Annotated in this window: 22 protein-coding genes; 7 read left to right on the top strand and 15 right to left on the bottom strand. The window is 70.1% G+C overall.

Annotated features, from left to right (window positions below):
• Window positions 1-99: 99 nt before the first annotated feature.
• Window positions 100-1,092, top strand: a complete 993-nt coding sequence (locus tag ACV530_RS15005) for an acyl-CoA desaturase (RefSeq protein ID WP_494332932.1) — start codon at window positions 100-102, stop codon at window positions 1,090-1,092.
• Entirely contained in the window at window positions 1,089-1,781 is a 693-nt protein-coding gene (locus ACV530_RS15000) for a TetR/AcrR family transcriptional regulator (RefSeq protein WP_494332931.1), read from the top strand. Before ACV530_RS15005 ends, ACV530_RS15000 begins: the two co-directional genes overlap by 4 nt.
• Before the next feature lie 184 nt (window positions 1,782-1,965).
• On the opposite strand, the gene ACV530_RS14995 is transcribed toward ACV530_RS15000, so the two are convergent.
• Window positions 1,966-2,772: a trans-aconitate 2-methyltransferase gene (locus ACV530_RS14995; protein WP_494332930.1), complete on the bottom strand. Its 807-nt coding sequence runs from the start codon at window positions 2,770-2,772 to the stop codon at window positions 1,966-1,968.
• Between the two features lie 101 nt (window positions 2,773-2,873).
• On the opposite strand from ACV530_RS14995, the gene ACV530_RS14990 reads away from it, so the two are divergent.
• Complete coding sequence (locus tag ACV530_RS14990; protein WP_494332929.1) at window positions 2,874-3,371, top strand: MarR family winged helix-turn-helix transcriptional regulator; 498 nt, start codon at window positions 2,874-2,876, stop codon at window positions 3,369-3,371.
• Here ACV530_RS14990 and ACV530_RS14985 read toward each other — a convergent pair.
• From ACV530_RS14985 to galT, 4 genes are all read right to left on the bottom strand, one after another.
• On the bottom strand, window positions 3,330-4,121 hold the full coding sequence (locus ACV530_RS14985; protein ID WP_494332928.1) for a response regulator transcription factor: 792 nt from the start codon (window positions 4,119-4,121) through the stop codon (window positions 3,330-3,332). The two genes, ACV530_RS14990 and ACV530_RS14985, sit on opposite strands and share 42 nt — an antisense overlap.
• A 244-nt stretch (window positions 4,122-4,365) precedes the next feature.
• On the bottom strand, window positions 4,366-5,517 hold the full coding sequence (gene galK, locus ACV530_RS14980) for a galactokinase (protein ID WP_494333043.1): 1,152 nt from the start codon (window positions 5,515-5,517) through the stop codon (window positions 4,366-4,368).
• A gap of 11 nt (window positions 5,518-5,528) precedes the next feature.
• A complete protein-coding gene (gene galE, locus ACV530_RS14975) occupies window positions 5,529-6,497 on the bottom strand; it encodes a UDP-glucose 4-epimerase GalE (protein WP_494332927.1) in 969 nt (322 codons plus the stop codon).
• Window positions 6,494-7,540: a galactose-1-phosphate uridylyltransferase gene (gene galT / locus ACV530_RS14970; protein WP_494332926.1), complete on the bottom strand. Its 1,047-nt coding sequence runs from the start codon at window positions 7,538-7,540 to the stop codon at window positions 6,494-6,496. Before galT ends, galE begins: the two co-directional genes overlap by 4 nt.
• Before the next feature lie 107 nt (window positions 7,541-7,647).
• On the opposite strand from galT, the gene ACV530_RS14965 reads away from it, so the two are divergent.
• A complete protein-coding gene (locus ACV530_RS14965; protein WP_494332925.1) occupies window positions 7,648-9,306 on the top strand; it encodes a sodium:solute symporter family protein in 1,659 nt (552 codons plus the stop codon).
• 38 nt (window positions 9,307-9,344) lie between these two features.
• Window positions 9,345-9,575 carry a hypothetical protein gene (locus ACV530_RS14960; RefSeq protein ID WP_494332924.1) on the top strand — a complete coding sequence of 77 codons (231 nt, stop codon included), beginning with the start codon at window positions 9,345-9,347 and terminating at the stop codon, window positions 9,573-9,575.
• On the opposite strand, the gene ACV530_RS14955 is transcribed toward ACV530_RS14960, so the two are convergent.
• The 8 genes from ACV530_RS14955 to ACV530_RS14920 all read right to left on the bottom strand — a co-directional run bounded on the left by ACV530_RS14955 (window position 9,535) and on the right by ACV530_RS14920 (window position 20,884).
• Window positions 9,535-10,254 carry a response regulator transcription factor gene (locus ACV530_RS14955; RefSeq protein ID WP_494333042.1) on the bottom strand — a complete coding sequence of 240 codons (720 nt, stop codon included), beginning with the start codon at window positions 10,252-10,254 and terminating at the stop codon, window positions 9,535-9,537. The genes ACV530_RS14960 and ACV530_RS14955 overlap by 41 nt on opposite strands.
• Window positions 10,255-10,493: 239 nt before the next feature.
• Window positions 10,494-12,284, bottom strand: coding sequence for a proline-rich domain-containing protein (locus tag ACV530_RS14950; protein WP_494332923.1), 1,791 nt, complete (start codon window positions 12,282-12,284; stop codon window positions 10,494-10,496).
• A gap of 186 nt (window positions 12,285-12,470) precedes the next feature.
• A complete protein-coding gene (locus ACV530_RS14945) occupies window positions 12,471-14,273 on the bottom strand; it encodes an ABC-F family ATP-binding cassette domain-containing protein (RefSeq protein WP_494332922.1) in 1,803 nt (600 codons plus the stop codon).
• A gap of 348 nt (window positions 14,274-14,621) precedes the next feature.
• Entirely contained in the window at window positions 14,622-17,186 is a 2,565-nt protein-coding gene (locus tag ACV530_RS14940) for a SpoIIE family protein phosphatase (RefSeq protein ID WP_494332921.1), read from the bottom strand.
• A gap of 130 nt (window positions 17,187-17,316) precedes the next feature.
• Window positions 17,317-17,739 carry an ATP-binding protein gene (locus ACV530_RS14935; protein ID WP_494333041.1) on the bottom strand — a complete coding sequence of 141 codons (423 nt, stop codon included), beginning with the start codon at window positions 17,737-17,739 and terminating at the stop codon, window positions 17,317-17,319.
• Window positions 17,740-17,842: 103 nt separating this feature from the next.
• Complete coding sequence (locus tag ACV530_RS14930; protein WP_494332920.1) at window positions 17,843-18,025, bottom strand: SPOR domain-containing protein; 183 nt, start codon at window positions 18,023-18,025, stop codon at window positions 17,843-17,845.
• 172 nt (window positions 18,026-18,197) lie between these two features.
• A complete protein-coding gene (locus ACV530_RS14925; protein ID WP_494332919.1) occupies window positions 18,198-19,919 on the bottom strand; it encodes an APC family permease in 1,722 nt (573 codons plus the stop codon).
• 212 nt (window positions 19,920-20,131) lie between these two features.
• Window positions 20,132-20,884, bottom strand: coding sequence for a GntR family transcriptional regulator (locus ACV530_RS14920; RefSeq protein ID WP_494332918.1), 753 nt, complete (start codon window positions 20,882-20,884; stop codon window positions 20,132-20,134).
• 190 nt (window positions 20,885-21,074) lie between these two features.
• Here ACV530_RS14920 and ACV530_RS14915 point away from each other — a divergent pair, with 190 nt between their 5' ends.
• Entirely contained in the window at window positions 21,075-22,481 is a 1,407-nt protein-coding gene (locus ACV530_RS14915) for a M1 family metallopeptidase (RefSeq protein WP_494332917.1), read from the top strand.
• Between the two features lie 59 nt (window positions 22,482-22,540).
• Here ACV530_RS14915 and ychF read toward each other — a convergent pair whose 3' ends face one another.
• On the bottom strand, window positions 22,541-23,629 hold the full coding sequence (gene ychF / locus ACV530_RS14910; protein WP_494332916.1) for a redox-regulated ATPase YchF: 1,089 nt from the start codon (window positions 23,627-23,629) through the stop codon (window positions 22,541-22,543).
• A gap of 242 nt (window positions 23,630-23,871) precedes the next feature.
• Here ychF and ACV530_RS14905 point away from each other — a divergent pair, with 242 nt between their 5' ends.
• Window positions 23,872-24,429 carry a DUF6542 domain-containing protein gene (locus ACV530_RS14905; protein ID WP_494332915.1) on the top strand — a complete coding sequence of 186 codons (558 nt, stop codon included), beginning with the start codon at window positions 23,872-23,874 and terminating at the stop codon, window positions 24,427-24,429.
• On the opposite strand, the gene ppgK is transcribed toward ACV530_RS14905, so the two are convergent.
• Window positions 24,338-25,087, bottom strand: coding sequence for a polyphosphate--glucose phosphotransferase (ppgK, locus tag ACV530_RS14900; RefSeq protein WP_494332914.1), 750 nt, complete (start codon window positions 25,085-25,087; stop codon window positions 24,338-24,340). The two genes, ACV530_RS14905 and ppgK, sit on opposite strands and share 92 nt — an antisense overlap.
• Between the last annotated feature and the right edge of the window lie 21 nt (window positions 25,088-25,108).

Here is a 25,108-nt window from a genome sequence, read left to right as displayed (position 1 = left end):
CCCGGGCCCGGGCCCTGCCATACTTACGATGCCGTAGGTTACGGAACCGTAGCCAATATGCTCCCGTAGCCAATGCCCCCGACCCCCATGAGGGAACCCATGACTGCAAGCCCCGACGTGCTCGAAGACGCGCCGAAGGCCCAGGAGGCCGATCTCCTTTCCGCCACGCTGGGTGGCGACAGCAAGCGTTCGATCGAGCAGATCACGCTCCTGCTGTTCATCACCGTCCCCTTCGTCGCTCTGCTGGCCGCGGTTCCGCTCGCCTGGGGCTGGGGGGTGAGCTGGCTGGATCTGGGTCTGATGGCCGCGATGTACTTCATCGGCTGCCACGGCATCACGATCGGTTTTCACCGCTATTTCACACACGGTTCGTTCAAGGCCAAGCGGCCGTTGCGGATCGCGCTCGCGATCATGGGTTCCCTGGCGGTCGAGGGACCGGTGGTGCGGTGGGTGGCCGACCACCGCAAGCACCACAAGTTCTCCGACGCCGAGGGCGACCCGCACTCCCCCTGGCGGTTCGGCGAGACCGTCCCGGCCCTGATGAAGGGCCTGTGGTGGGCGCACATCGGCTGGATGTTCGACGAGGAGCAGACCCCGCAGCACAAGTACGCGCCGGATCTGATCAAGGACCCGGACATCCGCGCGATCTCCCGCCAGTTCGCGATGTGGACGGTCGTCTCGCTGCTGATCCCGCCGGTGGTCGGCGGGCTGGTGACCTGGTCCTGGCAGGGCGCGGTGACGGCCTTCTTCTGGGGCTCGCTGGTCCGGGTGGCGCTGCTGCACCACGTGACCTGGTCGATCAACTCGATCTGCCACGCGGTCGGCAAGCGCCCGTTCAAGTCGCGCGACCGCTCGGGCAATGTGTGGTGGCTGGCGGTGCTCTCCTGCGGTGAGTCCTGGCACAACCTCCACCACGCCGACCCGACCTCGGCACGGCACGGTGTGCTCCGGGGACAGGTGGACTCCAGCGCCCGCCTCATCCGCTGGTTCGAGCTGGCAGGCTGGGCGTACGACGTGCGCTGGCCCACCGAGAGCCGGATCGATGCACGGCGCACCAAGCAGGAAAGGGAGGGTGCCGCACACGCGGCATGATTGACGGCGTGGCGATCGACGGCAAGACCAACGGCAAGAAGGAACTGACCCCCTCCCCAGGGAGCAGGCGTACCCGCAGGGTGCGGATGACCGGCGCCGAGCGCCGGGAACAGCTGCTGGACGTCGGTCGCACACTGTTCGCGGAGCGGGGATTCGAGGGCACGTCGGTGGAGGAGATCGCGGCCAAGGCCGGGGTCTCCAAGCCGGTGGTGTACGAGCACTTCGGGGGCAAGGAGGGGCTCTACGCGGTCGTGGTGGACCGCGAGATGCGCCAGCTCCTCGACATGGTGACGGGCGCCCTCACCGCGGGCCATCCCCGCGAGCTGCTCGAGCAGGCCGCGTTCGCCCTGCTCGACTACATCGAGACCTACACGGACGGCTTCCGCATCCTGGTCCGTGACTCCCCGGTGGCCCAGTCCACCGGCACGTTCGCCTCGCTCATCAGCGACATCGCCACCCAGGTCGAGGACATCCTGGGCCTGGAGTTCAAGGCCCGCGGCTTCGACCCCAAGCTCGCCCCGCTCTACGCCCAGGCCCTGGTCGGCATGGTGGCCCTCACGGGCCAGTGGTGGCTCGACGTCCGCAAGCCGAAGAAGTCCGAGGTGGCTGCCCATTTGGTCAACCTCGCCTGGCATGGCCTGCACGGCCTGGAGCCGAAGCCGCGGCTGATAGGACACCGCCGGTCCTGACCGGCGTGTCCGGTTTCCTGGGGCTGCGCCCCAGACCCCCTGTCGCGGCTTCGCCGCTCGTCCTCAATCGCCGGACAGGCTACAAGTCAGCCCGTCCGGCGTTTGAGGACAACCGCGCGGAGCGCGGTTTCGGGGGCCCGGGGGCTTGCCCCCGGAAGAAACGGTGAAAGGGCGGGACAGGGGCTCACTTCCTCACGGCCACCACGAACACCCTCCGGAACGGGAACAACGTGCCGTGCGGGCCTCGCGGATACGCCTCGCGCAGCAGGGCACGGTACCCGGCGAGGAACTCCTCCAACGCGGCCGGATCATCCGCAAGCGCATCCAGCACCGGCCGCAGCCCCGTCCCCTTGACCCAGTCCAGCACGGGGTCCTCCCCCGCCAACTGGTGCACATACGTGGTCTCCCACGCATCCACCGCACACCCCAGATCCGCGAGCCGGCTCAAATACTCCGCGGGGGCGAGAATCGAATCGGCCCCCCGCAGAATTCCCCCCAGCCGCCCGCGCCACCGCGCGCTGCCGCACAGCTCCCGCATCAACGCATGCGACGGCGCATCGAAGTTGCCCGGCACCTGGAACGCGAGCGTGCCGCCGGGCACCAGCGCGTCCGTCCACGTCTTGAACGAATCGACATGATTCGGCACCCACTGGAACGCCGCGTTGGAGACGATCACGTCGAACGACTCGGCGGGCGCGGCCCAGTCCGTGAGGTCCGCGTAGGCGAACTCGATCCCCTCCTGCCCCACCGACTCCGTCGCCTCGCTCAGCATCTCCGCGGAGTTGTCGAGCCCGGTGATCCGCGCCTCGGGCCACCGCTCGGCGACCACGGCGGTGCTGTTGCCGGGCCCGCAGCCGAGGTCGGCGATGCGCACGGGCCGTCCCCGTACGGGCGGTTCGGGGACGCGGGCCAGCAGGTCGCGGAACGGTCGTGTCCGGTGGTCGTTGTGCTGGAGGTATTGCTGCGGGTCCCAGGTGGGGCTGCGGTGCATGGCGGATCCTCCTGTCGATTCCTCGATCTCCGGCCAGCATCCTCCCCAATTTATCTCGACGTCAAGAGACTTCATGTCGACAGACCCATTACAATCACTGCATGGAGGACGAGGTCGATCGGCTGGTCGCGGCTTGGCGCCGGGAGCGCCCTGACCTCGACGTGGAACCACTCGAGGTGCTGAGCCGCATCAGCAGGCTCGCCCGCCACCTCGACCGTGCCCGGCGCATCGCGTTCGCCGAGCACGAGCTCGAGCCCTGGGAGTTCGACGTCCTGACCGCCCTGCGCAGGGCGGGGGTGCCCTATCAGCTCTCCCCCGGCCAGTTGCTCACCCAGACACTGGTCACCTCGGGCACCATGACCAACCGCATCGACCGGCTCGCCAAGAAGGGGCTGGTCGAGCGGGAGCCCGATCCGCACGACCGGCGCGGTGTGCTGGTGCGCCTCACGCCGGAGGGCCAGGACCGCGCGGATCAGGCGCTCGCCGGGCTGCTCGACCAGGAACGCGCGATCCTCGCCGAGCTCTCCACGGCACAGCGCCAGGAACTCGCCGCGCTGCTACGCCAGTTGACCGCCCCGTTCGACAACCTCCCCGGCTAGGTCCACCGGGCCCACCCCGGCCCGCCGGGCCAGCGCCACCGCGGCCAGCGTGGAGTGCACACCGAGCTTGCCCAGCACGTTCTGCATGTGCGTACGGACCGTGTGCGGGGAGAGGTAGAGCCGCTCGGCGACGGCCTTGCGGCCGAGGCCCGCCACCATGCAGCGCAGCACCTCCCGCTCGCGCGGGGTCAGCGACTCCACGAGACGCTCGCTCTCCGTACGGTGCCTGCGCGCCGCGGTCAGCTCCCGCAGCACGCCCGTCAGCAGAGCGGGCGGCAGATGGGTCTCGTCCCGCAGCACGCCGCGTATCACCGCGAGCAGCCGCGACAGGGAACAGTCCTTGGCGACCCAGCCGCCGGCCCCCGCCTGGAGGGCCGCCGCCGCGCGGCGCGGGTCGTCGCGCTCGGCGAGCACGACCGTCCGCACGCCCGGGTGCCCTGTGCGCACCCCGGCCACCAGGGAGATCCCGTCGACCACCGCCCCCTCGCCATGGCCCGGGGCCTCCTGGCCCGGCGCCCGGCGCTGCTCCGGCACACGTGCCGCGTCCGTGCCCACCGCGCCGAGATCGGCGTCGATCAGCAGGACGTCGAACCGACGCCCCTCCACCGCCGCGCGCTCCAGCGCGCGCAGTGCCGCCGGCCCGCTGCCGGCCGCCGATACGTCCACGTCCTGCTCCGCCGCGAGTGCGGCGGCCAGGGACTCGGCGAAGATGCGGTGGTCGTCGACGACCAGTACTCGAATACGTGCCACAACCACCCCCAAATCCGGGGAGGCGGGCAGTGCGGGTACGGCGCCCGAACACAGGGCCGTCATACGCGCACGGCCGCCGCCGTGCGAACAACTTCCCCACCCCGGGCGTCGTACCTGCCTGTCTCGCCCCCTGATCAGCGTCGGCCCCCACCGGCGCTGAGCACAGCGTACGGCCGGGGTCCGACAACGGAAGCCGAATCGCAAAACTGCTTGGCCCAGATGTTTATGGTGTGCTTTCTGTTCACTATTGAGGCAGTGGAGGCAGTGAACGACAAGTCCGTTGCGGGTGGTTGAACGATCCGGTGTCGAAGACATACGGCTCCGCATAACCTGCCGACGCAAACGCCTCGTTGACCGCATCCGTCACAGCACGCGAACGGGACTCGTCCAGGAGCACCACCGCGGATCCGCCGAAACCGGCACCGGTCATGCGGGCACCCAGGGCGCCGGCCGTGCAGGCCGCGGTCACCACCAGGTCGAGCTCGGGGCACGAGACCGCGTAGTCGTCGCGCAGGGAGACATGCCCGGCGATGAGCAGGGACCCGATCTCGCGCACGGCACCGGCGTCCAGCAGGCGGACGACCTCCCCGACCCGCCGGTTCTCCGTGACGACGTGCCGGACCAGCCCCCGCAGCCGCGGTTCCAATGCCTCCAGCGCACCGGGTAATTGGTCGTACGGCACGTCACGCAGGGCGCATACGCCCAGCGCCCGCGCCGCCTCCTCGCACCCCGCGCGCCGGGCGGCGTAGGCGCCGTCGGCCAGGGTGTGCCGGACCCGGGTGTCGACCACCAGCAGCCGCAGGCCGTGGGCGACGAGGCGGAGGGGGACGGAGCGCATGCTGAGGTCGCGGGTGTCGAGGTGGAGCGCGTGGCTCTCGGTGCAACAGGCCGCGGCCATCTGGTCCATGATCCCGCAGGGCACCCCGGCGAAGGCGTGCTCCGCGTGCCGGGCCAGCCGGGCGAGCTCCGGGCGGGGCACCGTCAGCCCGTGCGCCCCGGTCAGGGCGAGCGCGGTGGCGACCTCCAGCGCGGCGGAGGACGACAGCCCCGCCCCCACCGGCACCTCGCTCTCCACATGCACATCGGCACCGCCCGCGCACAGCCCCGCCTCGCGCAGCGCCCAGGCGACCCCGGCCGGGTACGCGGCCCAGCCCCGCACCGCCCCCGGCGCGAGCTCCTCGACGCGCAGGACGGTCACGCCCCCGGCCGCCTGCGCGGAGTGCAGGCGCAGCACTCCGTCGGTGCGGGCCCTGGCGGCGGCCCAGGTGCGCTGCGGGAGGGCGAGCGGCAGGACGTGGCCGTCGTTGTAGTCGGTGTGCTCGCCGATGAGGTTGACGCGGCCGGGCGCGGACCACACCCCGTCGGGGGCGGCGCCGTACAGGGCCCGGAAGGCCATGGCGGCCGGCTTCACGGCTGCTCGGGGCGGCGCGCGAACTCCCAGGCGTCGGCGATGATCTCCGCCAGATCGCCGCGCCGGGGTCGCCAGCCGAGGCGCTCGCGCGCCCGGTCGGCGGAGGCGACGAGCACGGCCGGGTCGCCCGCCCGGCGCTCCCCGGCGCGCTGGGGAACGGGGTGGCCGGTGACCTTGCGGGCGGTCTCGATCACCTCGTGGACGGAGTAGCCGTTGCCGTTGCCGAGGTTGCACACGAGGTGCTCGCCGGAGCGGGCGGCGCCCAGGGCGAGCAGATGGGCCTCGGCGAGGTCGGCGACGTGGATGTAGTCGCGCACGCAGGTGCCGTCGGGGGTGGGGTAGTCGTCGCCGTGGACGAGGATCTCCTCGCGCTCACCGAGGGCGACCTGGAGCACGAGCGGGATCAGGTGCGACTCGGGCAGGTGCCGCTCGCCGTAACGGCCGTGTGCACCGGCCACGTTGAAGTAGCGCAGCGAGACCGCGGCGAGGCCGTGGGCCGCGCACTCACCGGCGATCATGTGGTCGACGGCGAGTTTGGAGGCGCCGTACGGGCTGGTGGGAGCCGTGGGGGCGGTCTCGGTGAGCGGGACGGAGACCGGCTCGCCGTAGGTGGCGGCGGTGGAGGAGAAGACGAGGGTGTGGACGTCGGCGCCGCGCATCGCGGCGAGCAGGTCGAGGGTGCCGCCGACGTTGTTGCTCCAGTACTTCTCGGGGCGGGCGACGGACTCCCCCACCTGGGAGAAGGCGGCGAAGTGCAGAACGGCGTCGTAGGAGGGATCCAGCCAGCGCGCGGCGTCCTGAACGCGCCCCTGGATGAACTCCGCGCCGTCCGGAACGCTGTCGCGGTGGCCGGTGGAGAGATCGTCGAGCACGGTCACGGAGTGTCCGGCGGTCAGCAGATGCGCGGCGACCACGCTGCCGACATAGCCGGCACCGCCGGTGACCAGGCACTTGCTTGCGTTCATCCGCTCGCCACCTCTCGCAACCGCACGGCCGCCGCCTCGGGCGGCACGTCGTTGACGAAGACGTTCATACCAGATTCGGAACCCGCGAGAAACTTGAGTTTGCCGGGAGTACGGCGAATGGTGAAAAGCTCGAGATGCAGGGCGAATTCACCCCTCAGCGGGTGGTGCGGCGGCGCCTGGTGCCAGGCGGAGACATAGGGGGTCGGCGGCCGGCCCGGTCCGAAGATCCGGTCGAAGCGCCGGAGCAGCTCCCGGTAGACCGCCGGGAACTCGGCGCGCGCCCCGTCGTCGAGTTCCGGCAGCGCGGGCACCCTGCGCCGCGGATAGAGGTGCACCTCGTACGGCCAGTGGGCGGCGTACGGCACGAAGGCGGTCCAGTGCTCACCGGCGAGGACGACACGGCACCCGTCGTCCACTTCACGCGCGATGATGTCGTCGAACAGGTTGCGTCCGTCAGCGCGTTGACGATGAGCGGCCACTGCGGCGAGCATCCGTCCGGTGCGCGGGGTGACGAACGGATAGGCGTAGATCTGGCCGTGCGGGTGGCCGAGAGTGACGCCGATTTCCGCGCCCCGGTTCTCGAAACAGAAGACCTGCTCGACGCCCGGGAGTTCGCCGAGTCGTGCTGTGCGGTCGATCCAGGCCTCGAGCACGAGCGCGATCCGCTCGTCGTCGAGATCGGCGAACGAGGCCTTGTGGTCGGCGGTGAAACAGACGACCTCGCAGCGTCCCGCACCACCGGCGAAAGCCGGGAACCGGTTCTCGAAAACAGCGACTTCGTAGTCCGCGGCGGGCACTTCGCTCTGCCGGCCGTCGCGCGAGGGGCACAACGGGCAGGCGTCGGGCGGCGGATGGTAGGTGCGTCCCTGGCGGTGGGAGGCGATGGCGACGGTGTCGCCGAGCAGAGGGTCGTGACGGAGCTCGGTGACCGTGCCGGAGGGCGTGAGGGCCCGGGTGTCGGCGGCATCGCGCACGACGCCACCGCGGGAGTCGTAGTAGATCAGCTCACGGCCGTCCGCGAGACGGGTCAGGGTCTTCCGCATTCCTGATGCCTCCTCACCACACCTTCCCACACAACCCAACACAAGGAATCATGAGCCAACAAGCTCGGTCAACAGTGAGTGGTCAACAGTGAGTGTGAGGTGACCTCATGCACCAGCCGGCCGAGGGGCTCCGGCTCCCCGTCAACGGGCTCGACTACACGATCCTCGGCATCTATTTCGCGGTCGTCCTGGGCATCGGCTTCGCCGTCCGGCGCTCGGTGCGCACCAGCCTGGACTTCTTCCTCTCCGGCCGCTCGCTGCCGGCCTGGATCACCGGTCTCGCCTTCGTCGCCGCCAACCTCGGGGCGACCGAGATCCTGGGCATGGCCGCCAACGGCGCCCAGTACGGGGCCTATACGGTGCACTGGTACTGGATCGGCGCCGTGCCCGCGATGGTGTTCCTGGGGCTGGTGATGATGCCCTTCTACTACGGCTCGAAGGTGCGCTCCGTACCGGAGTTCCTGCTGCACCGCTTCGGGCCGTCCTCGCACCTGCTGTCGTCGGTCATCTTCGCCGTCTCGTCCGTGCTGATCGCGGGCGTCAACCTCTACGCGATGGCGATCGTGCTCGAGGCGCTGCTGGGCTGGCCGCAGTGGGTGGCGATCGTCGTCGCGGGCTTCTTCGTCCTCGCGTACATCACGCTCGGCGGCCTCTCCTCCGCGATCTACAACGAGGTGCTCCAGTTCTTCGTGATCCTCGCGGCGCTGATACCGCTGACGGTCGTCGGCCTGAAGCGCGTCGGAGGCTGGGGCGGGCTGACCGACAAGGTCTCCGCGTCCCACGGCGACGGCTTCCTCAGCGCCTGGCGCGGTACGGGCGTCGGCCACGCCAACGCGCTGGGCGCGAACTGGCTGACGATCGTCCTCGGGCTGGGCTTCGTGCTCAGCTTCGGCTACTGGACGACCAACTTCGCCGAGGTGCAACGGGCGTTGTCGGCCAAGGATCTCGGCGCGGCCCGCCGCACACCGCTGATCGCCGCGTTCCCGAAGATGCTCATCCCCCTGGCCGTTGTGGTGCCGGGGCTGATCGCCCTGGTCATGGAACCGTCGCTGGGCAAGGCGGGCAGCGGGCTGAGCTACAACGACGCGATACCGGTGCTCATGCGCGACCTGCTGCCCAACGGCGCGCTGGGCCTCGCGGTCACCGGACTGCTCGCCGCGTTCATGGCGGGCATGGCGGCCAACGTGTCGTCCTTCAACACCGTGTTCACGAACGATATTTGGGCCGCCTACGTCAAGCGGGGCCGCGACGACGCATACTACCTGGCGACCGGGCGCCGGGTGACGGCGGTCGGTGTGCTCGCGGGCATGGGGACCGCCTTCATCGCGTCCACGTTCTCCAACATCATGAACTACCTCCAGACGCTGTTCTCCTTCTTCAACGTCCCGCTGTTCTGCGTCTTCATCATCGGCATGTTCTGGACGCGGGCCACGGCCGCGGCCGGGTTCTGGGGGCTGCTGTCCGGCACCGTCGCCGCGATGGTCAACTACTTCGGGCTCTACCGGCAGGGCGTGGTCTCCATACCCTCCGACCAGGGCGCCAACTTCGTTTCCGCCATTGTCGCCTTCGTGGTCGGAGCGGTCGTGATGATCGCGGTGTCGTACGCCACCAGACCCAGGCCGGTCGCCGAACTGACCGGATTCGTCTACGCATCACGGCTGACCGGACCGGACGCCGAGGACGAGGTCTGGTACCGCAGGCCGGCCGTGCTCGGCTGGAGCGCGGTCGTACTCGCGGCGGTCTGCTACGTCCCCTTCTCCTTCTGATTCTTCTGATTCTTCTGATTCTTCTTCCGAGGAATGCCATGACCCGCAAGAACCGGCTCTTCGACATCCGCCTCGTCATCGGCGGCCTGTTCACCGTCTACGGAGTGCTGCTCACCGGCGCCGGGATCGCGGCCTCCGACGCGGACCTGGACAAGGCGCAGGGCATCAACATCGACCTCTGGACGGGCCTGGGCATGCTCGCGCTCGGCCTCGGCTTCCTGCTGTGGCTCAGACTCCGCCCTGCCGCCCCACCGTCCGCCGGGGAGTAGCCGGCGAGGCCGCGGCGTTCGCGGCGCGCTCCAGCAGCCCGGTGCGCGCGGCCAGGGCGGCGGCCTCCAGCCGGGAGCCCACGCCCAGCTTCATCAGGACCCGCTGGACGTGCGTCCGCGCGGTGCTGGGCGCTATGCCCATGCCCGCCGCGATCAGCCGGGTGTCCTCCCCCTCGGCGACCCGCACCAGCACCTCGACCTCGCGCGGGGTGAGCAGCTGGAGCAGCCGGGCCCCCTCGTCGTCCGGCTGCGCCGCGGGGTTGAGGAGCTCGGTGAACGCGCCCTGCAGCAGCTGCGGTTCGACCGCGGCCTCGCCCGCGCGGGCCTTCATCATCGCCCGCTCGACGCCCTCGATGCGCTCGTTGTGCCGCACATAGCCGGAGGCGCCGGCCGCGAAGGCGGCGGCGATCCCCAGCGGGCTCGGCACCGGCCCCAGCACCACGACGGCCACCTGGGGCCGCTCCCGCTTGATCCTGACCACCGGCTCGAAGGCCCCGGGCTCCGCCGGTGCCGAGGTGCCCAGCAGACACACCTCCGGCGCGCGGCTCACCACCAGCTCGGCCGCACCCGCACTCGGCGCCGCCGCGGCGAGCACCCGGTGCCCCCGCAGCTTCAACGCCGAGGCAAGGGCCTCGGCCAGCAGACGGTGGTCGTCCACCACCATGAGCCGCACGCCCATGCGCTGCCCCCCTGTCGCCGCGTACGTCTCCACGTCTACGTCGCTACGTCTCTTTGTCGCCCTGTTGCCTCCGGAAGCTACACGCTTGTTCGACGTTCCGCGCCCCCTACCGGTGAGAAGTCCCCCGGAATGCCGAAATCCCTGCCATTCATGTGTACTTCGCGTCTGAAACGGATCGTTCAGGCATGTACGCACGATGAACAGGGATTTGGCCGGTAGCGCTCGTCAAACGATCAGGATCAGTTGCTGCCCCAGACCGTCGCCAAGTACTTCTTGTCCGTGTCGACCTTGCTGGGCTCGCTGATATAGGTCTTGCCGAGGTAGAGCCGGTTCCGGCTCCACACGACCCAGTCGTACTGGGGCAGGATCTGGCTCTCGACCCGGTAGGTGTCCGCCGGGTTCTTCAGCAGCACGTCCGCCTTGAACGTCTTCGGATCGATGCGCACGACCTGGCCGCCGGAGCGCCAGCTGCCGGTCCGGTAGGCGATGACGGCACCGTCCTTGTCCACAGTCACCGGGGACATCGTGGCGCTGAGCAGGCCGTCGGCCTTGCCCTTCGGCTGGCCGCTGCCCAGGTCGAAGGCGACGATCTCGTTGACGCGCCCGATGTCGTCGGCCTTGCCGGTCTGGTGGTCGGCGGTCGGCAGGTAGAGCGTGTCCTTGCCGACGACGAGGTTCTTGCAGCTCTCGACGTTGGTGTAGCTGCACTTCGGCGCGTACTTGCCGTTCTCGGTGGACACCTTGCTGCGCAGCTTGCCGTCCTTGCCGCTGTCGTCCACGGCGATGATGTCCGAGGCGCCGGTGGCCGAGTGGTCGCTGCCCGCCCGCAGGGCGATCACCAGCGGGTCGGTCGACACGACGTTGGCACCGTCGATGCCGTTCGGCAGCTTGAACTCGGACTGCACGGCACCGTTCGGCTTGAGGGTCTGCGCCTTCAGCTGCGGGTGCTCGTAGTCACCGCAGCGGCGGATCGCGACGAGCTTGCTGCCGCCGCCGTAACCCTGGTCCTTGCAGTCGTCCTCCGGCTTGGGCTTCCACTGCTCCTTGCCGCCGTCCAGCGACCACGCGGCACCGCCCTCGATGCCGCCCGCGGCCACATCGCCGTTGCCGACGGTGACTTCGCTGAACGCGACGTCCCGGTCACTGCCCTTGGCGGTCTGCTGCCACAGCTTCTTGCCGTTGTTGAGGTCGAGCGCGACGACCTCGGTGCAGCGGCCGCCCGAGAACTTCTCGTTGGTCGGCTTCTTGTCCTGGACGAGGACCGCGGTCTTGCCGTCGTCGGTCACATGCGGGGACGCCCAGCAGATCTCGCCGTCGAGCGGGATCTCCCACTGCTTGCCGCCGCTCAGTCCGTAGCCGACCACCTTGAACAGGTCGGTCTTGGCGAAGACCTTGTCGGTGGCCCACAGGCCGGGCGCCTGGCGGCTGTCGGGGACGACGGGCTGCTCGACGCCGAACAGCATCTTGCCGTCGGCCGTCTTGGGCTTGTCGCCACCGCCGGTGTCGCTCTTGCCGGTGTCGCTCTTGCCGCCGCCGCTGTCCGCGGAGTTGTGGGAGTTGCCGCCCTTGTCGTCCTTGCCGTCGCTCTTGGTGGCGAACCAGATGCCGCCGCCCGCGACCAGGCCGAGCGCCACCACGGCGCTGACGATCAGCGCCATGCGCTGCTTGGACTTGCCGTTGCCCTTGCCGGGCTGTTGCGGCGGTGCCGGGTACGCGCCGAACTGCGGCGGCTGGCCCGGGTAGCCGTAACCGCCCTGCGGTGCGCCGACGGGCGGCGCGGGCGGCATCTGCGGGTAGCCGTAAGCCGGTTGCCCCGGCGGAGGCTGCACCGGCGCCGGGGGCTGGACCGGCGGTTGGGCCGGGGGCTGTCCCGGCGGCTGCGGCGGCATGACCGGCGCGGCACCGAAGCCCGCGGGGGCGCCGGCGGCCGGGGCAGGGGGCAGGTCCCGCGGCGGTTCGCCGAAACCACCGGCCGGTTGCTCCGGCGGGACCCCCTGCGGCGGCTGGGGCGGCTTGGGCGGCTGTGACATCAGCTTTCCTCTTTACGCACGGTCCACGGCGCCTGATTCCCGCCAGTGATCGGCGGCAAGCGAGTGTTCTTTGTATCACCCGTTACCGACAACACACGGGGCGGTATCGGCCGCAACTCCCGGCCGATACCGCCCTGTGACGAGACTGTTGTGTCGTGTGTGCCTTACGAGCCGCTAGCCGATCCGTCACACATCATCGGCGAGTTCCAGCCACCGCAGCTCGAGTTCCTCGCGCTCCCCGGCGAGTTCACGCAGCTCGGCGTCCAGCTTGGCCACCGCCTCGAAGTCCGTGGCCTGCTCGGCGATCCGCTGGTGCAGCTTCGCCTCCTGCTCGCTGATCTTGTCGAGCCGGCGCTCGATCTTCTGCAGCTCCTTCTTCGCCGCCCGCGCGTCCCCCGCCGGCTTGGCCTTGGCGGCGGCGGGCGCCGGGGCCGCGGCCGGGGCCGCCGCCTCGAGGACCGCCTGCCGGCGCTCGAGGTACTCGTCCAGTCCGCGCGGCAGCATCCGCAGGAAGCGGTCGCCGAGCAGCGCGTAGACCCGGTCGGTGGTGCGCTCGACGAAGTACCGGTCGTGGCTGATGACGACCATCGAGCCGGGCCAGCCGTCGAGCAGGTCCTCGAGCTGGGTCAGCGTCTCGATGTCGAGGTCGTTGGTCGGCTCGTCCAGGAAGAGCACGTTCGGCTCGTCCATCAGCAGCCGCAGCAGCTGGAGCCGTCGCCGCTCACCGCCGGAGAGGTCGCCGACCGGCGTCCACTGCTTCTCCTTGGTGAACCCGAACTTCTCGCACAGCTGCCCCGCGGTCATCTCCCGGCCCTTGCCGAGGTCGACGCGGTCGCGCACCTGCTGCACCGCCTCCAACACCCGCTTGGCGGGGTCGAGTTCGGTGACCTCCTGCGAGAGGTACGCCAGGCGGACCGTTTTGCCGACGACCACCTTGCCGCCCGCTGGCTGCTTCTCGCCCTCCGTACGCGCCGCCTCGGCGAGCGCGCGCAGCAGCGACGTCTTGCCCGCGCCGTTGACTCCGACGAGACCGATCCGGTCGCCCGGGCCCAGCTGCCAGGTCAGGTGCTCGATGAGCACCTTCGGCCCGGCCTGGACGGTCACGTTCTCGAGCTCGAAGACCGTCTTGCCGAGGCGCGCGTTCGCGAACTTCATCAGCTCCGAGCTGTCGCGCGGCGGCGGCACGTCCGCGATGAGCTCGTTGGCGGCCTCGATGCGGAAGCGCGGCTTGCTCGTACGGGCCGGGGCGCCGCGGCGCAGCCAGGCGAGCTCCTTGCGCATCAGGTTCTGCCGCTTGGTCTCCTCGGTCGCGGCGATCCGCTCGCGCTCGGCGCGCGCGAAGACGTAGTCGCTGTAGCCGCCCTCGTACTCGTGGACCGTGCCGCGCTGCACGTCCCACATGCGGGTGCAGACCTGGTCGAGGAACCAGCGGTCGTGCGTCACGCAGACGAGCGCCGAGCGGCGCTCCCTGAGGTGGCGGGCCAGCCAGGAGATGCCCTCGACGTCGAGGTGGTTGGTCGGCTCGTCCAGGACGATCAGGTCCTGGTCGGCGATCAGCAGCTTGGCGAGCGCGATGCGGCGGCGCTCGCCGCCGGAGAGCGGGCCGATGACGGTGTCCAGGCCCTGCGGGAAGCCGGGCATGTCCAGGCCGCCGAACAGCCCCGTGAGCACGTCGCGGATCTTGGCGTTGCCCGCCCACTCGTGATCGGCGAGGTCGCCGATGACCTCGTGCCGGACGGTGGCGGCCGAGTCGAGCGAGTCGTGCTGGGTGAGCACGCCGGTGTGCAGGTTGCCGGCGTGGGTGACGCGGCCCTTGTCCGCCTCCTCCAGCTTCGCGAGGACGCGGATGAGCGTGGTCTTGCCGTCGCCGTTGCGGCCGACCACGCCGATCCGGTCGCCCTCGTTCACGCCGAGGGAGATGCCGTCGAGCAGGGCACGGGTGCCGTACACCTTGTCGACGGCTTCCAGATTGACCAGGTTGGCTGCCATTCCGCTCCTCGCTTTGAGTTCTGTGTTCCAGGATCCCATGCGGGTCGGTGGGGCCGGGTGGGGGTGTGCCCCGGTCCCGCCCTCTCGCCGTCTCCCGGGGCTCCGCCCCCGGACCCCGGTCCTGGGGCTGCGCCCCAGACCCCCTGTCGCGGCTTCGCCGCTCGTCCTCAAACGCCGGACGGGCTGGAATTGCGCGGCCCGGTACCTTCCAGCGCGGCCCGGCACAATCCAGCCCGTCCGGCGTTTGAGGACAACCGCGCGAAGCGCGGTTTCGGGGGCCCGGGGGCTTCGCCCCCGGAGGAAACGGTGAAAGGGCGGGGCAGGGGCACAACTTCCCACCCACCCACGTCAGTACAGGCTCATCAACGCCTCCACCGCATCCGGCACCCCACCATCCCCCGCCGGCAGGGCCAGCTCGAACCACACCGTCTTGCCGTCCGGGATCCGCCGGCTCCCCCACGCCGCGCTGAGCAGGCCGACCAGTTGCAGACCCCGCCCGCCCTCGTCCGTGTCCATCGCCCGGCGACGGCGCGGCTGCACCAGGCCCCCGTCCCAGACCTCGCACACCAGCGTGCGGTCCAGCAGCAGCCGGAGCCGGATCTCGCCCTCGCCGTACCGCAGGGCGTTCGTGACGAGCTCGCTCACCAGCAGCTCGGCCGTGTCCACCAGGGCCTCCAGGCCCCACAACGGCAGCTGTTCACGGGCCAGTTCACGGGCCCGTGCCACCGAGCGGGGCTCGGGCGGCAGCGTCCAGTCGCCCACGTTCTCCGGCGGCAGGCCCCGCAACCGCGCCATGAGCAGGGCGATGTCGTCCTCGCCATGGTGCGTGTCCAGCGCGCCCAGCACGTGGTCGCACACATCCTCCAGCGGACGCGCCGGATCCGTGAGGGCGTCGCGGAACGCCTGCAGACCCTCGTCCAGCGGGTGGTCGCGCGACTCCACCAGGCCGTCCGTGTACAGCGCGAGCAGCGCACCGTCCGGCAGTTCGAGGACCGTCTCCTCGAAGAGCTCGCCGCCCACGCCCAGCGGCATGCCCGGCTGCACCTCGAGCAGCCGCGCGGGCTCGCCCTGCTCGACCAGCACCGGCGGCAGATGGCCCGCGTTGGCGACCGTGCAGCGCCGGGTGACCGGGTCGTACACGGCGTAGACGCACGTCGCCAGGTACACCTCGGACAGGTCGGCCGGCCGTACACTGCCGCGCTGGCCGCGCGGCGCGGACTGGGTACCGCCGGGCCGGCCGAGGCCGTGGGCGATCTCGTCCAGGTGCGAGAGCACCTCAGCGGGCTCCAGGTCGAGCATGGCCAGGGTCCGTACGGCCGTGCGCAGTTCGCCCATGGCCACCGCGGCCCGCAGCCCGCGCCCCATCACATCGCCGACGACCAGGGCCGTGCGGTGCCCGGGCAGCTCTATGACGTCGAACCAGTCGCCGCCCACCTCGGTGGCCGCGTTGCCGGGCAGATAGCGGCAGGCGATCTCCAGGCCCGCGGCCTCCGGCGACACCGGCGGCAGCAGGCTGCGCTGGAGGATCAGTGCCCGCTCGTGCTCGCGCCGGTAGAGCCGGGCGTTGTCGATGCAGACCGCCGCGCGCGAGGCCAGCTCGACGGCGAGCGCGGTGTCGCGCTCGCCGAAGGGCTCGCTGCCCTTCGTGCGCGTGAACTGCGCCAGCCCCACGACCGTGTCCCGCGCGACCATCGGCACCGCGAGCGTGGACTGCACCGAGGTGCCGAGCTCGTGCGCGTCCGTGCCCTCCCGGCTCGGGATGGCCTGCGGGCTCGCCGTGCGCAGGGCCCCGGCGCAGGGCGAGTGGAAGGCGTACCGGTGCACCTCGCCGACCTGGATCGGCTTGTCGTCCGTCACGACCGGCGCCCCCGACACCGCGCTCGCGTACGCCACGCGCCGCAGCTCGGCACTGCCGTCGGCCAGCCCCGGCGGCGCCTCGTCACCGACGAGCAGCCCCTGGTAGAGGTCGACGGAGGCCAGGTCGCAGAACTGCGGCACCGCCACGTCCAGCAGCTCGCGCGCGGTGGTCTCCAGGTCGAGTGAGGTGCCGATGCGCGCACTCGCCTCGTTGAGCAGCGCCAGATTGCGCCGTACGCCCGCGGCCTCCCGCTCCGCGCGGCGGCGCCCCGTGACGTCCGTGGCGATCGCGGCCACGCCGATCGGCCGCCCGCTGCCGCTGTGCAGCCGGTACAGCGACACGGACCAGCGCCGCCGCTCCCTGCGCCCGGGCACCGGCCCGACGAGCTGCAGATCGGCCACCGGCCGCCCGCTGCCGAGGACTTGGCGCAGGGCGGCGGTCAGCCGGTCGGCCTCCGCGCGGGGCAGGAAATCGTGCGGCGTACGCCCGCGGTGCCAGTCCGCGGGACGGCCGAAGGTCTGGGCGAAACTCTCATTGACCCGCAACAGCTTCAAATCCGTGCCGAAGAAGAAGAATCCGAGCGGAGATTGGCCGAAAACGGCTTCCGAAGCCGCGATGTCGGTCTCTATCCCCTGCAACGCCCTGACATCGACGGCCACACAGAGCGCGGCGCTCTCGCCGTGCTCGTTCCGGCTGGGCATCACATAGATTTCGGCAAGGCCCTCTTCCCGGCCGTCCCGCTGGTACGGGACGCGTCCGGTCCACGGCCTGGCACCGGCTTCCCCCGAAAAGAGGACCCCGCCGCCCTGCCCCACATCTGACGCGGCGGAAGCGAACACCTCGCGCGGGTCTCTTCCGACGGCCTGTCCCGGTGTTATTCCGAACAGGTCGGCGGCACGCTCGCTCCACTGCTCGATTCGCCCGTCGGGCCCGAGCGAGAACGACGCGACGCGAATGTGGTCATAGAGAGAACCGGGCGGGCTGCCGCGCCACACCGCTGTGGCGTCCGCACCCTCTGACCTGCCCGTCGCAGTACCCGCTGGCTGTTCGCTCACGTGCCCGTCCCCTCCGGCTGATGTGCTCGCACCGGCATCAGAAGGCCGAGTATCCAGCACAGGAGGCCCCCGTAACACGGACTTCACGATCACAGCACGGTCTCAACCGCTATGTGTTCTCCCCGGCTTCCTAACCTGACAAGCCGAGTTCGAACCACACCGTCTTGCCTTTGCCGCTCTGACGCGTACCCCAGCGACGGGAAGCCAGTGCCACCAGTTGCAGTCCCCGGCCACCTTCGTCGTCGGGCCGGGCGGAACGTTCACGGGGCGGATCGGGCAGCGGGTCGGAGACCTCGACCATCAGCACTCCGCCGGGGCGGGAATACATCCGCACGCCGATCGGGCCGCTCGCATAGCGGAGGGAATTGGTGACGAGCTCGCTGACGAGCAGCACCGTCACGTCGGTGATGGGGGCGAGGCCCCACTCGTGCAGGGTGTCGCGGACGAGCGTACGCGCGGTCCTCACGGCGCCGGCTTCCGCGGGGAAGCTCCATTCGGCGAATCCGGGCGTCGACGACGCCAGGGTCCCTGCGCTGTCGCTCACGCCGACCACTTCCCACACCCGCTGCGTACCCACCGGTTTGACCGGTTCGGGGAGAATAATCAGCACATACCCGGTATGGGGGTCGGTGTATCTCGTTGCGGGGCCCGCTGGGCTAGGTACCGCCCACGCGGCCCACACGCTCCACGATGTAGAGCTGTTTGTGGCCGGTGGAATCCAGCCGGTCCGCCACCCGCTCGGCTTCCGTCCTGGTGGCGTAGCGGCCGACCCGGTAGCGGTTGCCGTTGTCGTCCTGGCGGATCACCAGCCAGGGCAGGGACGCGCCGTTGTCGTTCATCGTCCCTGCCCTCCCGTAGTGAGGTGCGCCGGCACCGACCGCACCGGCGCACACCCGTCGGTGCTTCGCGAAGAAACCGCAGTCCGCATATGCCCGAGCGTACGCCCGACCTTTACTCAGCGGATACGGGTTTTCACGAAGAGATGTGCATTCGGCCACCTGAGAGTGACCGTCAGGCCTTCGTGGCCTCCTTCACGACGGCATCCTCGACGGCCTCGGCCGCCTCGGCCGCCTCGGCCGCCTCGGCCTCGAGAATCTCCTTCTCGGTCGCCACCAGCGTCGGGTTGCGCCAGGAGCTGCGCACGCCCCAGAAGTAGAAGGCGAGACCGATCAGGGCGACAAGGGCCATGTCCCAGCCCTCGGCCAGGTAGCCCTGGCCGTTGAACTTGGTGCTGCCGGCCCAGGAGACCACGGACATCACCAGCAGGTAGGTGACCATCCAGGCACCCGCCTTGAGGTGCGGCTTGAGCTCGGCCCACGGCTTGCGCAGCTCGTAGAAGGCCCAGATCGGCAGGCCGACCGCCATGATCATGATGACCTTGCCGGTGAGCGGCCACTTGGCCCAGTACAGCACCAGCGAGCCGAAGACCATCGCGACGGGCGCGATGACCGGCATGGCCTTCAGCTTGACCGGGCGCTTGAGGTCCGGGGCGATCCGGCGCAGCGACATCACGGCGACGGGGCCGGTGATGTACGAGATGACGGTCGCGACCGAGACGATCTCGGCGAGCGAGCCCCAGCCGCGGAAGACGGCGAGGAAGATGAACGCGACACCCAGGTTGAGCAGCAGAGCCGGGCGCGGGACGCCCGTCTTCTTGTCGACCTTGCCGAAGACGCCGGGCAGGTGACCGTTCTCCTGCACGCCGTGGATCATGCGCGAGGTGGTGGCGGCGTAGATCATGCCGGTGCCGGACGGCGAGACGAAGGCGTCCGCGTAGAGCACGATCGCCAGCCAGTTCAGGCCCCAGGCCATCGCCAGGTCGGCGAGCGGCGACTTGTAGGTCAGCGCGCTCCAGCCCTTGGCGAGGTCGCCGGACGGGACCGCCATCAGGAACGCGACCTGGAGGGCGATGTAGATGACCAGCGCGATGAGGATCGAGCCGATGACGGCCTTGGGCAGCGACTTGCCCGGGTTGCGGGCCTCACCGGCCATGTTCAGCGGTGACTGGAAACCGTTGTACGCCCAGACGATGCCGGAGGTGGCGACGGCCGTGAAGACCGCGCTCCAGCCGTTCGGGGTGAAGCCGCCCGCCGACTCGATGTTGTGGGTGTCGAAGTGCGCGTAGATCAGCGCGCCCGCGGTCAGCGCCGGGACGACCACCTTGAAGACCGTGATCGCGTTGTTGGTCTTCGCGAACAGGGTGATCGCGAACCAGTTGAGGAAGAAGTAGAAGACCAGCAGGACGCTGGCGAGGGCCACACCGCTGCCGGTGAGCTCCTTGCCGTCGTAGAGGTCCTTGGCCCACTGCCACTTCCAGGAGCTCATGTACTGGACGGAAGCGGTCGCCTCGCCGGGGATGACGGAGACGATCGCGATCCAGTTGGCCCAGGCGGCCAGGTAGCCCGCGAGGGAACCGTGCGAGTACTGGCCGTAGCGGACCATGCCGCCGGCCTTCGGGAACATCGCCCCGAGTTCGCTGTACGTGAGCGCGATGGTCAGCGCGACAGCCGCACCGATCACCCACGCGAGGATCGCGGCAGGGCCGGCGATGCTGGCGGCTCGCTGGGCACCGAAGAGCCAGCCGGAACCAATGATGGACCCGAGGCCGACGGCCGTCAGGGCCACCGGACCGAGGGTCCGGCGGTAATTGGAGTGTGAACCCCGTTCGGTACTCAACGCCCCGGATCTCCTTTGCTTTCTAACTCCCCCACGGCAGGACACAAACCCCCGCATCGTACGAGCGATTTGGCCATGTTGGTCCTGCCAAAGGGCCCTGAGCTGGGCCTATGTGAGGTTTGCAACACAGGAGTCCGCTTGTCCAAATGCGGACAAAGGGCAAATCAAGCCACACATCCTACTCGTTGGTATGGACTTTTGATGAGGTCCTGATGAAGCCTTGACGACCCCCGAACTGACCCCGGAGTCAGTTCACGCGCCCGTCACGACTACTTCACCGGCAGGTGGTAGGCGACCCGGTGCCGCTCGGCGAGCATCACGACGTCCGCCGTCTCCACCGGACAGCCGCCCGCGAGGAACGTGCGCGAGACGACCAGCACGCAGTGGCCCGGCACCCCGCCGAGCGCGAGCGTTTCCTGAGCCAGGCCAGGCCGGGCGCTGATCTCCTCGGTGACGTTGTCGACGACCAGGTCGATGGCCGCCATCCGCTCGACGACCCCGCGCCCGGCCAGCGGCCCCTCCTCGGGCAGCATCACGGGCGTACGGCCGGTGACGGCGAGGGGCTCCCAGGAGGTGGAGAGCATGGCCGGCTCGCCCGCGGCCCGGAAGAGGTACTCGGTGCGCATCACGCGCTCGCCGACCCCGATGCGCAGCCGCTCCGCGACCGCCGCGTCCGCGACGCGCTGCTCGCTGCGCGACTCCCAGGTGCCCTTGACCTTGACGTCGCCCTGCTCCTGCCGGAAGGGCGTGCCCTCGCCCGCGGACCGGTAACCGGTGCGCACGACGGAGCGCCGCTCGGGCCGCTCGCGGACGTACGTGCCCGAGCCGGAGCGGCCCTCGACGAGGCCCTCGGCCATCAGTACCTTGCGGGCCTCCAGGGCGACGGTGTCCGAGACGCCGTACTGCTCACGGATGCGGGCCTGGGAGGGGAGGCGGGTGTGCGGCGGCAGCTCGCCTGCGACGATCTTCTGGCGGAGATCACCGGCGACGCGGAGGTATGCGGGCTGGTCACCGAAAGCCACGGCCACTCCCAAAGGTTGACAGTGCGCAACAGCTTGGCAACCGTGGGTTGCGAACCGCAACTCAAGGCCAAGGATTCACCAGATGTGGTGAATTGCAGCTCAAGGGCGTGTAGCCGACACCTCGACACACACGTCGATGCACCACCATGCAGGGGATCGTGACCCCGCCGAGCGTCCCGAGGAGTCGCCCGTGCGCCGCCGATGCCCTCTCGCCCTCACCGGCTCCCTCCTACTGGCCCTCAGCACGCCCTGCACGCCGACACACGCCACGGACCGCCTCGGCACCCTCGACGCCCTCGACACTCCGACGGCCGGTGTGAAGGGCGTCGGAGACCCCCTCTTCCCCTCCATGGGCAACGGCGGCTACCGGGTGAGCCACTACAACCTCACGCTCGCGTACGACCCCAAAGCCAACAACCTCTCCGGGACAACCGAGATCACCGCCAGAACCGACCGCGCGCTGTCCTCCTTCTCCCTGGACCTCCACGGCATGACCGTCCGCACGGCCACCGTCGACGGCACCGCCGCCACCGTGACCCGCCACGGGGACGAGCTCCGCCTCACCCCCGCCCGTCCCCTCCCCCGCGACTTCGCCTTCAAGGCCACCGTCACCTACCAGGGCTCCCCGCAGACCATCACGGACCCCGACGGCTCGCAGGAGGGCTGGCTCAGAACCGCCGACGGCGCGGTGGGCCTCGGCGAACCGAACGGCTCCATGGCCTGGTTCCCCGGCAACCACCACCCCTCGGACAAGGCCACGTACGACATGGCCGTCACCGTCCCCGAGGGCCTCACGGCCGTCTCCAACGGCGAGTTGCGCGGACAACGCACCACAGGGGGCCGCACCACCTTCCAATGGCACACCGGCGAGCCCATGGCGAGCTACCTCGCAACCGTTGCCATCGGAAAGTTCCGGATCGACCGGAGCACCGCGGGCACGGTGCCGCAACTCGTCGCCACCGACACCGCCGTGGCCGACAAGGCCACCGACATCCCGCGCTGGACCGCCGAGATCACCACCTGGGGCACCAGGACCTTCGGCCCGTACCCCTTCTCCTCCACGGGCGCGATCATCGGCGCCGGCCCCAGGATCGACTACGCCCTGGAGACGCAGAACCGCCCCTACTTCAACCACCCGCCGGACCACGCCTCGCTCGTCCACGAGCTCACGCACCAGTGGTTCGGCGACTCCGTCACCCCGCGCACCTGGCGGGACATGTGGCTCAACGAGGGCTTCGCGACCTACGCCGAGTGGCTCTGGGAGGAACAGCACGGCGGCCCCACCACCGCCCGCACCTTCGCGACGTACTACGCCCGCGACGCGAAGGACGACGTCTGGTCGTTCCCGCCTGCGAAGCAGCCCACGGCGAAGGACGTCTCGGGCTCACCGGTCTACGGCCGCGGCGCCATGACCCTGCACAAGCTCCGCGAGACGGTGGGCGACACGGCCTTCTTCACCATCCTGCACACCTGGCTGACCGACCACCGCCACGGCACCGTACAGACCGCCGACTTCATCGCCCTGAGCGAAAAGGTGTCGCGGAAGAACCTGTCGAGGCTCTTCAAGACCTGGCTGTACGACAACGGCAAGCCGTGAACAGCCGTAGGGGCCGGACTCGTTCGAGTCCGGCCCCTACGGCCTGCGTATGCGGTGTGTCAGACGTTGAAGCGGAACTCCACCACGTCCCCGTCGGCCATCACGTACTCCTTGCCCTCCATCCGCGCCTTGCCGGCCGCGCGGGCCTCGGCCACCGAGCCCGTGGCGACCAGGTCGGCGAAGGAGATGACCTCGGCCTTGATGAAGCCCTTCTGGAAGTCGGTGTGGATCACACCGGCCGCCTCGGGGGCCGTGGCGCCCTTCTTGATGGTCCAGGCGCGGGACTCCTTGGGGCCGGCCGTCAGGTAGGTCTGCAGGCCCAGGGTGTCGAAGCCGACGCGGGCGAGGGTCGCGAGGCCCGGCTCGTCCTGGCCGACGGACTGGAGGAGCTCGAGGGCCTCCTCGTCGTCCAGCTCGGCGAGGTCGGCCTCGAGCTTGGCGTTGAGGAAGATGGCCTCGGCCGGGGCGACCAGGGCGCGCTGCTCCTGCTTGAACGCCTCGTCGGAGAGCTCCTCCTCGTCCACGTTGAAGACGTAGAGGAAGGGCTTGGTGGTGAGCAGGTGCAGGTCGTGCAGCGGCTCGGCCTTCTCGGTGCCCTGGACGATGCCCGCGGAGAAGAGGGTGTTGCCCTCCTCCAGGATGGCCTTGGCCTCCTCGACGGCCTTGACCTTGGCGGCCTTGTCCTTCTGGATGCGGGATTCCTTCACCAGGCGCGGCAGGACCTTCTCGATGGTCTGCAGGTCGGCGAGGATCAGCTCGGTGTTGATGGTCTCGATGTCGCTCTTCGGCGAGACCTTGCCGTCGACGTGGACGACGTTCTCGTCCTTGAAGGCCCGGATGACCTGGCAGATCGCGTCGGACTCACGGATGTTCGCGAGGAACTTGTTGCCCAGGCCCTCGCCCTCGGAGGCGCCGCGCACGATGCCCGCGATGTCCACGAAGTCCACCGTGGCGGGAAGGAGCTTCTGCGAACCGAAGATCTCCGCGAGCTTGGTCAGCCGCGCGTCCGGGACGCCGACGACACCGACGTTGGGCTCGATGGTGGCGAACGGGTAGTTGGCCGCCAGCACGTCGTTCTTGGTCAGGGCGTTGAACAGCGTCGACTTGCCGACGTTGGGCAGACCGACGATTCCGATCGTGAGCGACACGTGACGACTTCCTGTAGTGGAGGGCCCTGGTGGGAAGGGGGCCCATGACCGGGCCGGTCCCCCAGTCTACGGGTCCCGACCGCGCCCCACCCCGGACGGGCTGTTCGGCGAACGGGCGGACAGGACGGACGGCCAAGGTGGTGCAACCGGCGTGTCCAACGCCGGATTCTTCCCACTTGTCCGCCTAATTTGGTCGGGTGGAGCAACGCAGCACGCGTATCACCCAGCACAAAGTCCGCCGTATGTCCCCGGTGCCCCGCCCGACCGCCCCCTTGGGCCAGGACTCGGGCGGCACCGTCTACCGGTCGGGCTCGGTCCGTACCCCTCCCGCACTGCTGCGGGCCCTGCGCCGGCTGCCCTCGGCCCGGCTCACCGGGCTCGGCGCCGGTCTGCTCACCACCGCGGCGATGCTCGCGGCCGGGTGGCTGGACTCGGTGCTCCTCGGCGGCTCGCCCAGTGCGTACGGGGCGTTCTTCATGCTCGCCGCGCTGACCTGTGCGCTGTGGGTCCGGCCCGCCGAACTCATCACGGCCCCGGTGAGCGCCCCCATCGCCTTCGCCATCGGCGCGGTGCCGGCCGTCGGTGTGGCGGAAGGTTTCGGCAACCAGGTGATGGCGCTCGTCGGCTTCCTGTCCCTCCAGGCCGGCTGGCTGTACGCGGGCACGCTGCTGGCCGCGCTGATCGCGCTGGTGCGCAGGCTGGTGTGGATCAGGCGGCGGAAATCGGCGCGGAAGCGGCCATCGCGGCCCCCACGATCCCCGCGTTGTTCTCCAGCTGAGCGGGCACGATCTCGGCGCTGATGCCCTCGATCAGCGGCAGGAACTTGTCCGCCTTGCGGCTGACCCCGCCGCCGATGACGAACAGCTCGGGCGAGAACAGCCCCTCCACGTGGGCCAGATACTTCTGCACCCGGCGGGCCCAGCGCTGCCAGTTCAGGTCGCCCTCGTCCTTGGCCCGGGTGGAGGCACGCGTCTCCGCGTCGTGACCGTTCAGCTCCAGGTGGCCCAGCTCGGTGTTGGGGACGAGCCTGCCGCCGGTGAAGACGGCGCTGCCGATGCCCGTGCCGAAAGTGAGCACGATGACCGTGCCCGTACGGCCGCGCCCGGCACCAAAGGTCATCTCGGCGATCCCGGCGGCGTCCGCGTCGTTGAGCAGCGTGACCGGTGCCCCGAGCCGCTCGCCCAGCAGAGCGGCACCGTCGACGTCCACCCACTCCTTGTCGACATTGGCGGCCGTACGGACCGTGCCGTCCACGACCACGCCCGGGAAGGTCACGCCGACCGGGCCGGACCAGCCGAAGTGCTCCACGACCTCCCGGACGCCCGCGGCGACCGCGTCCGGGGTCGACGGCTTCGGGGTGAGCACCTTGTGCCGCTCGGCCGCCGGCTCGCCGCGTGCCAGATCGACCGGTGCGCCCTTGATGCCCGACCCGCCGATGTCCACGCCGAATACGTCCATGCCCTCCACGCTACGGGCGGA

This window comes from Streptomyces sp. SX-6 (assembly GCF_059089585.1).
The sequence above is the reverse complement of the archived record's forward strand: the minus strand, read 5'-3'. Positions and strand labels throughout refer to the sequence as shown.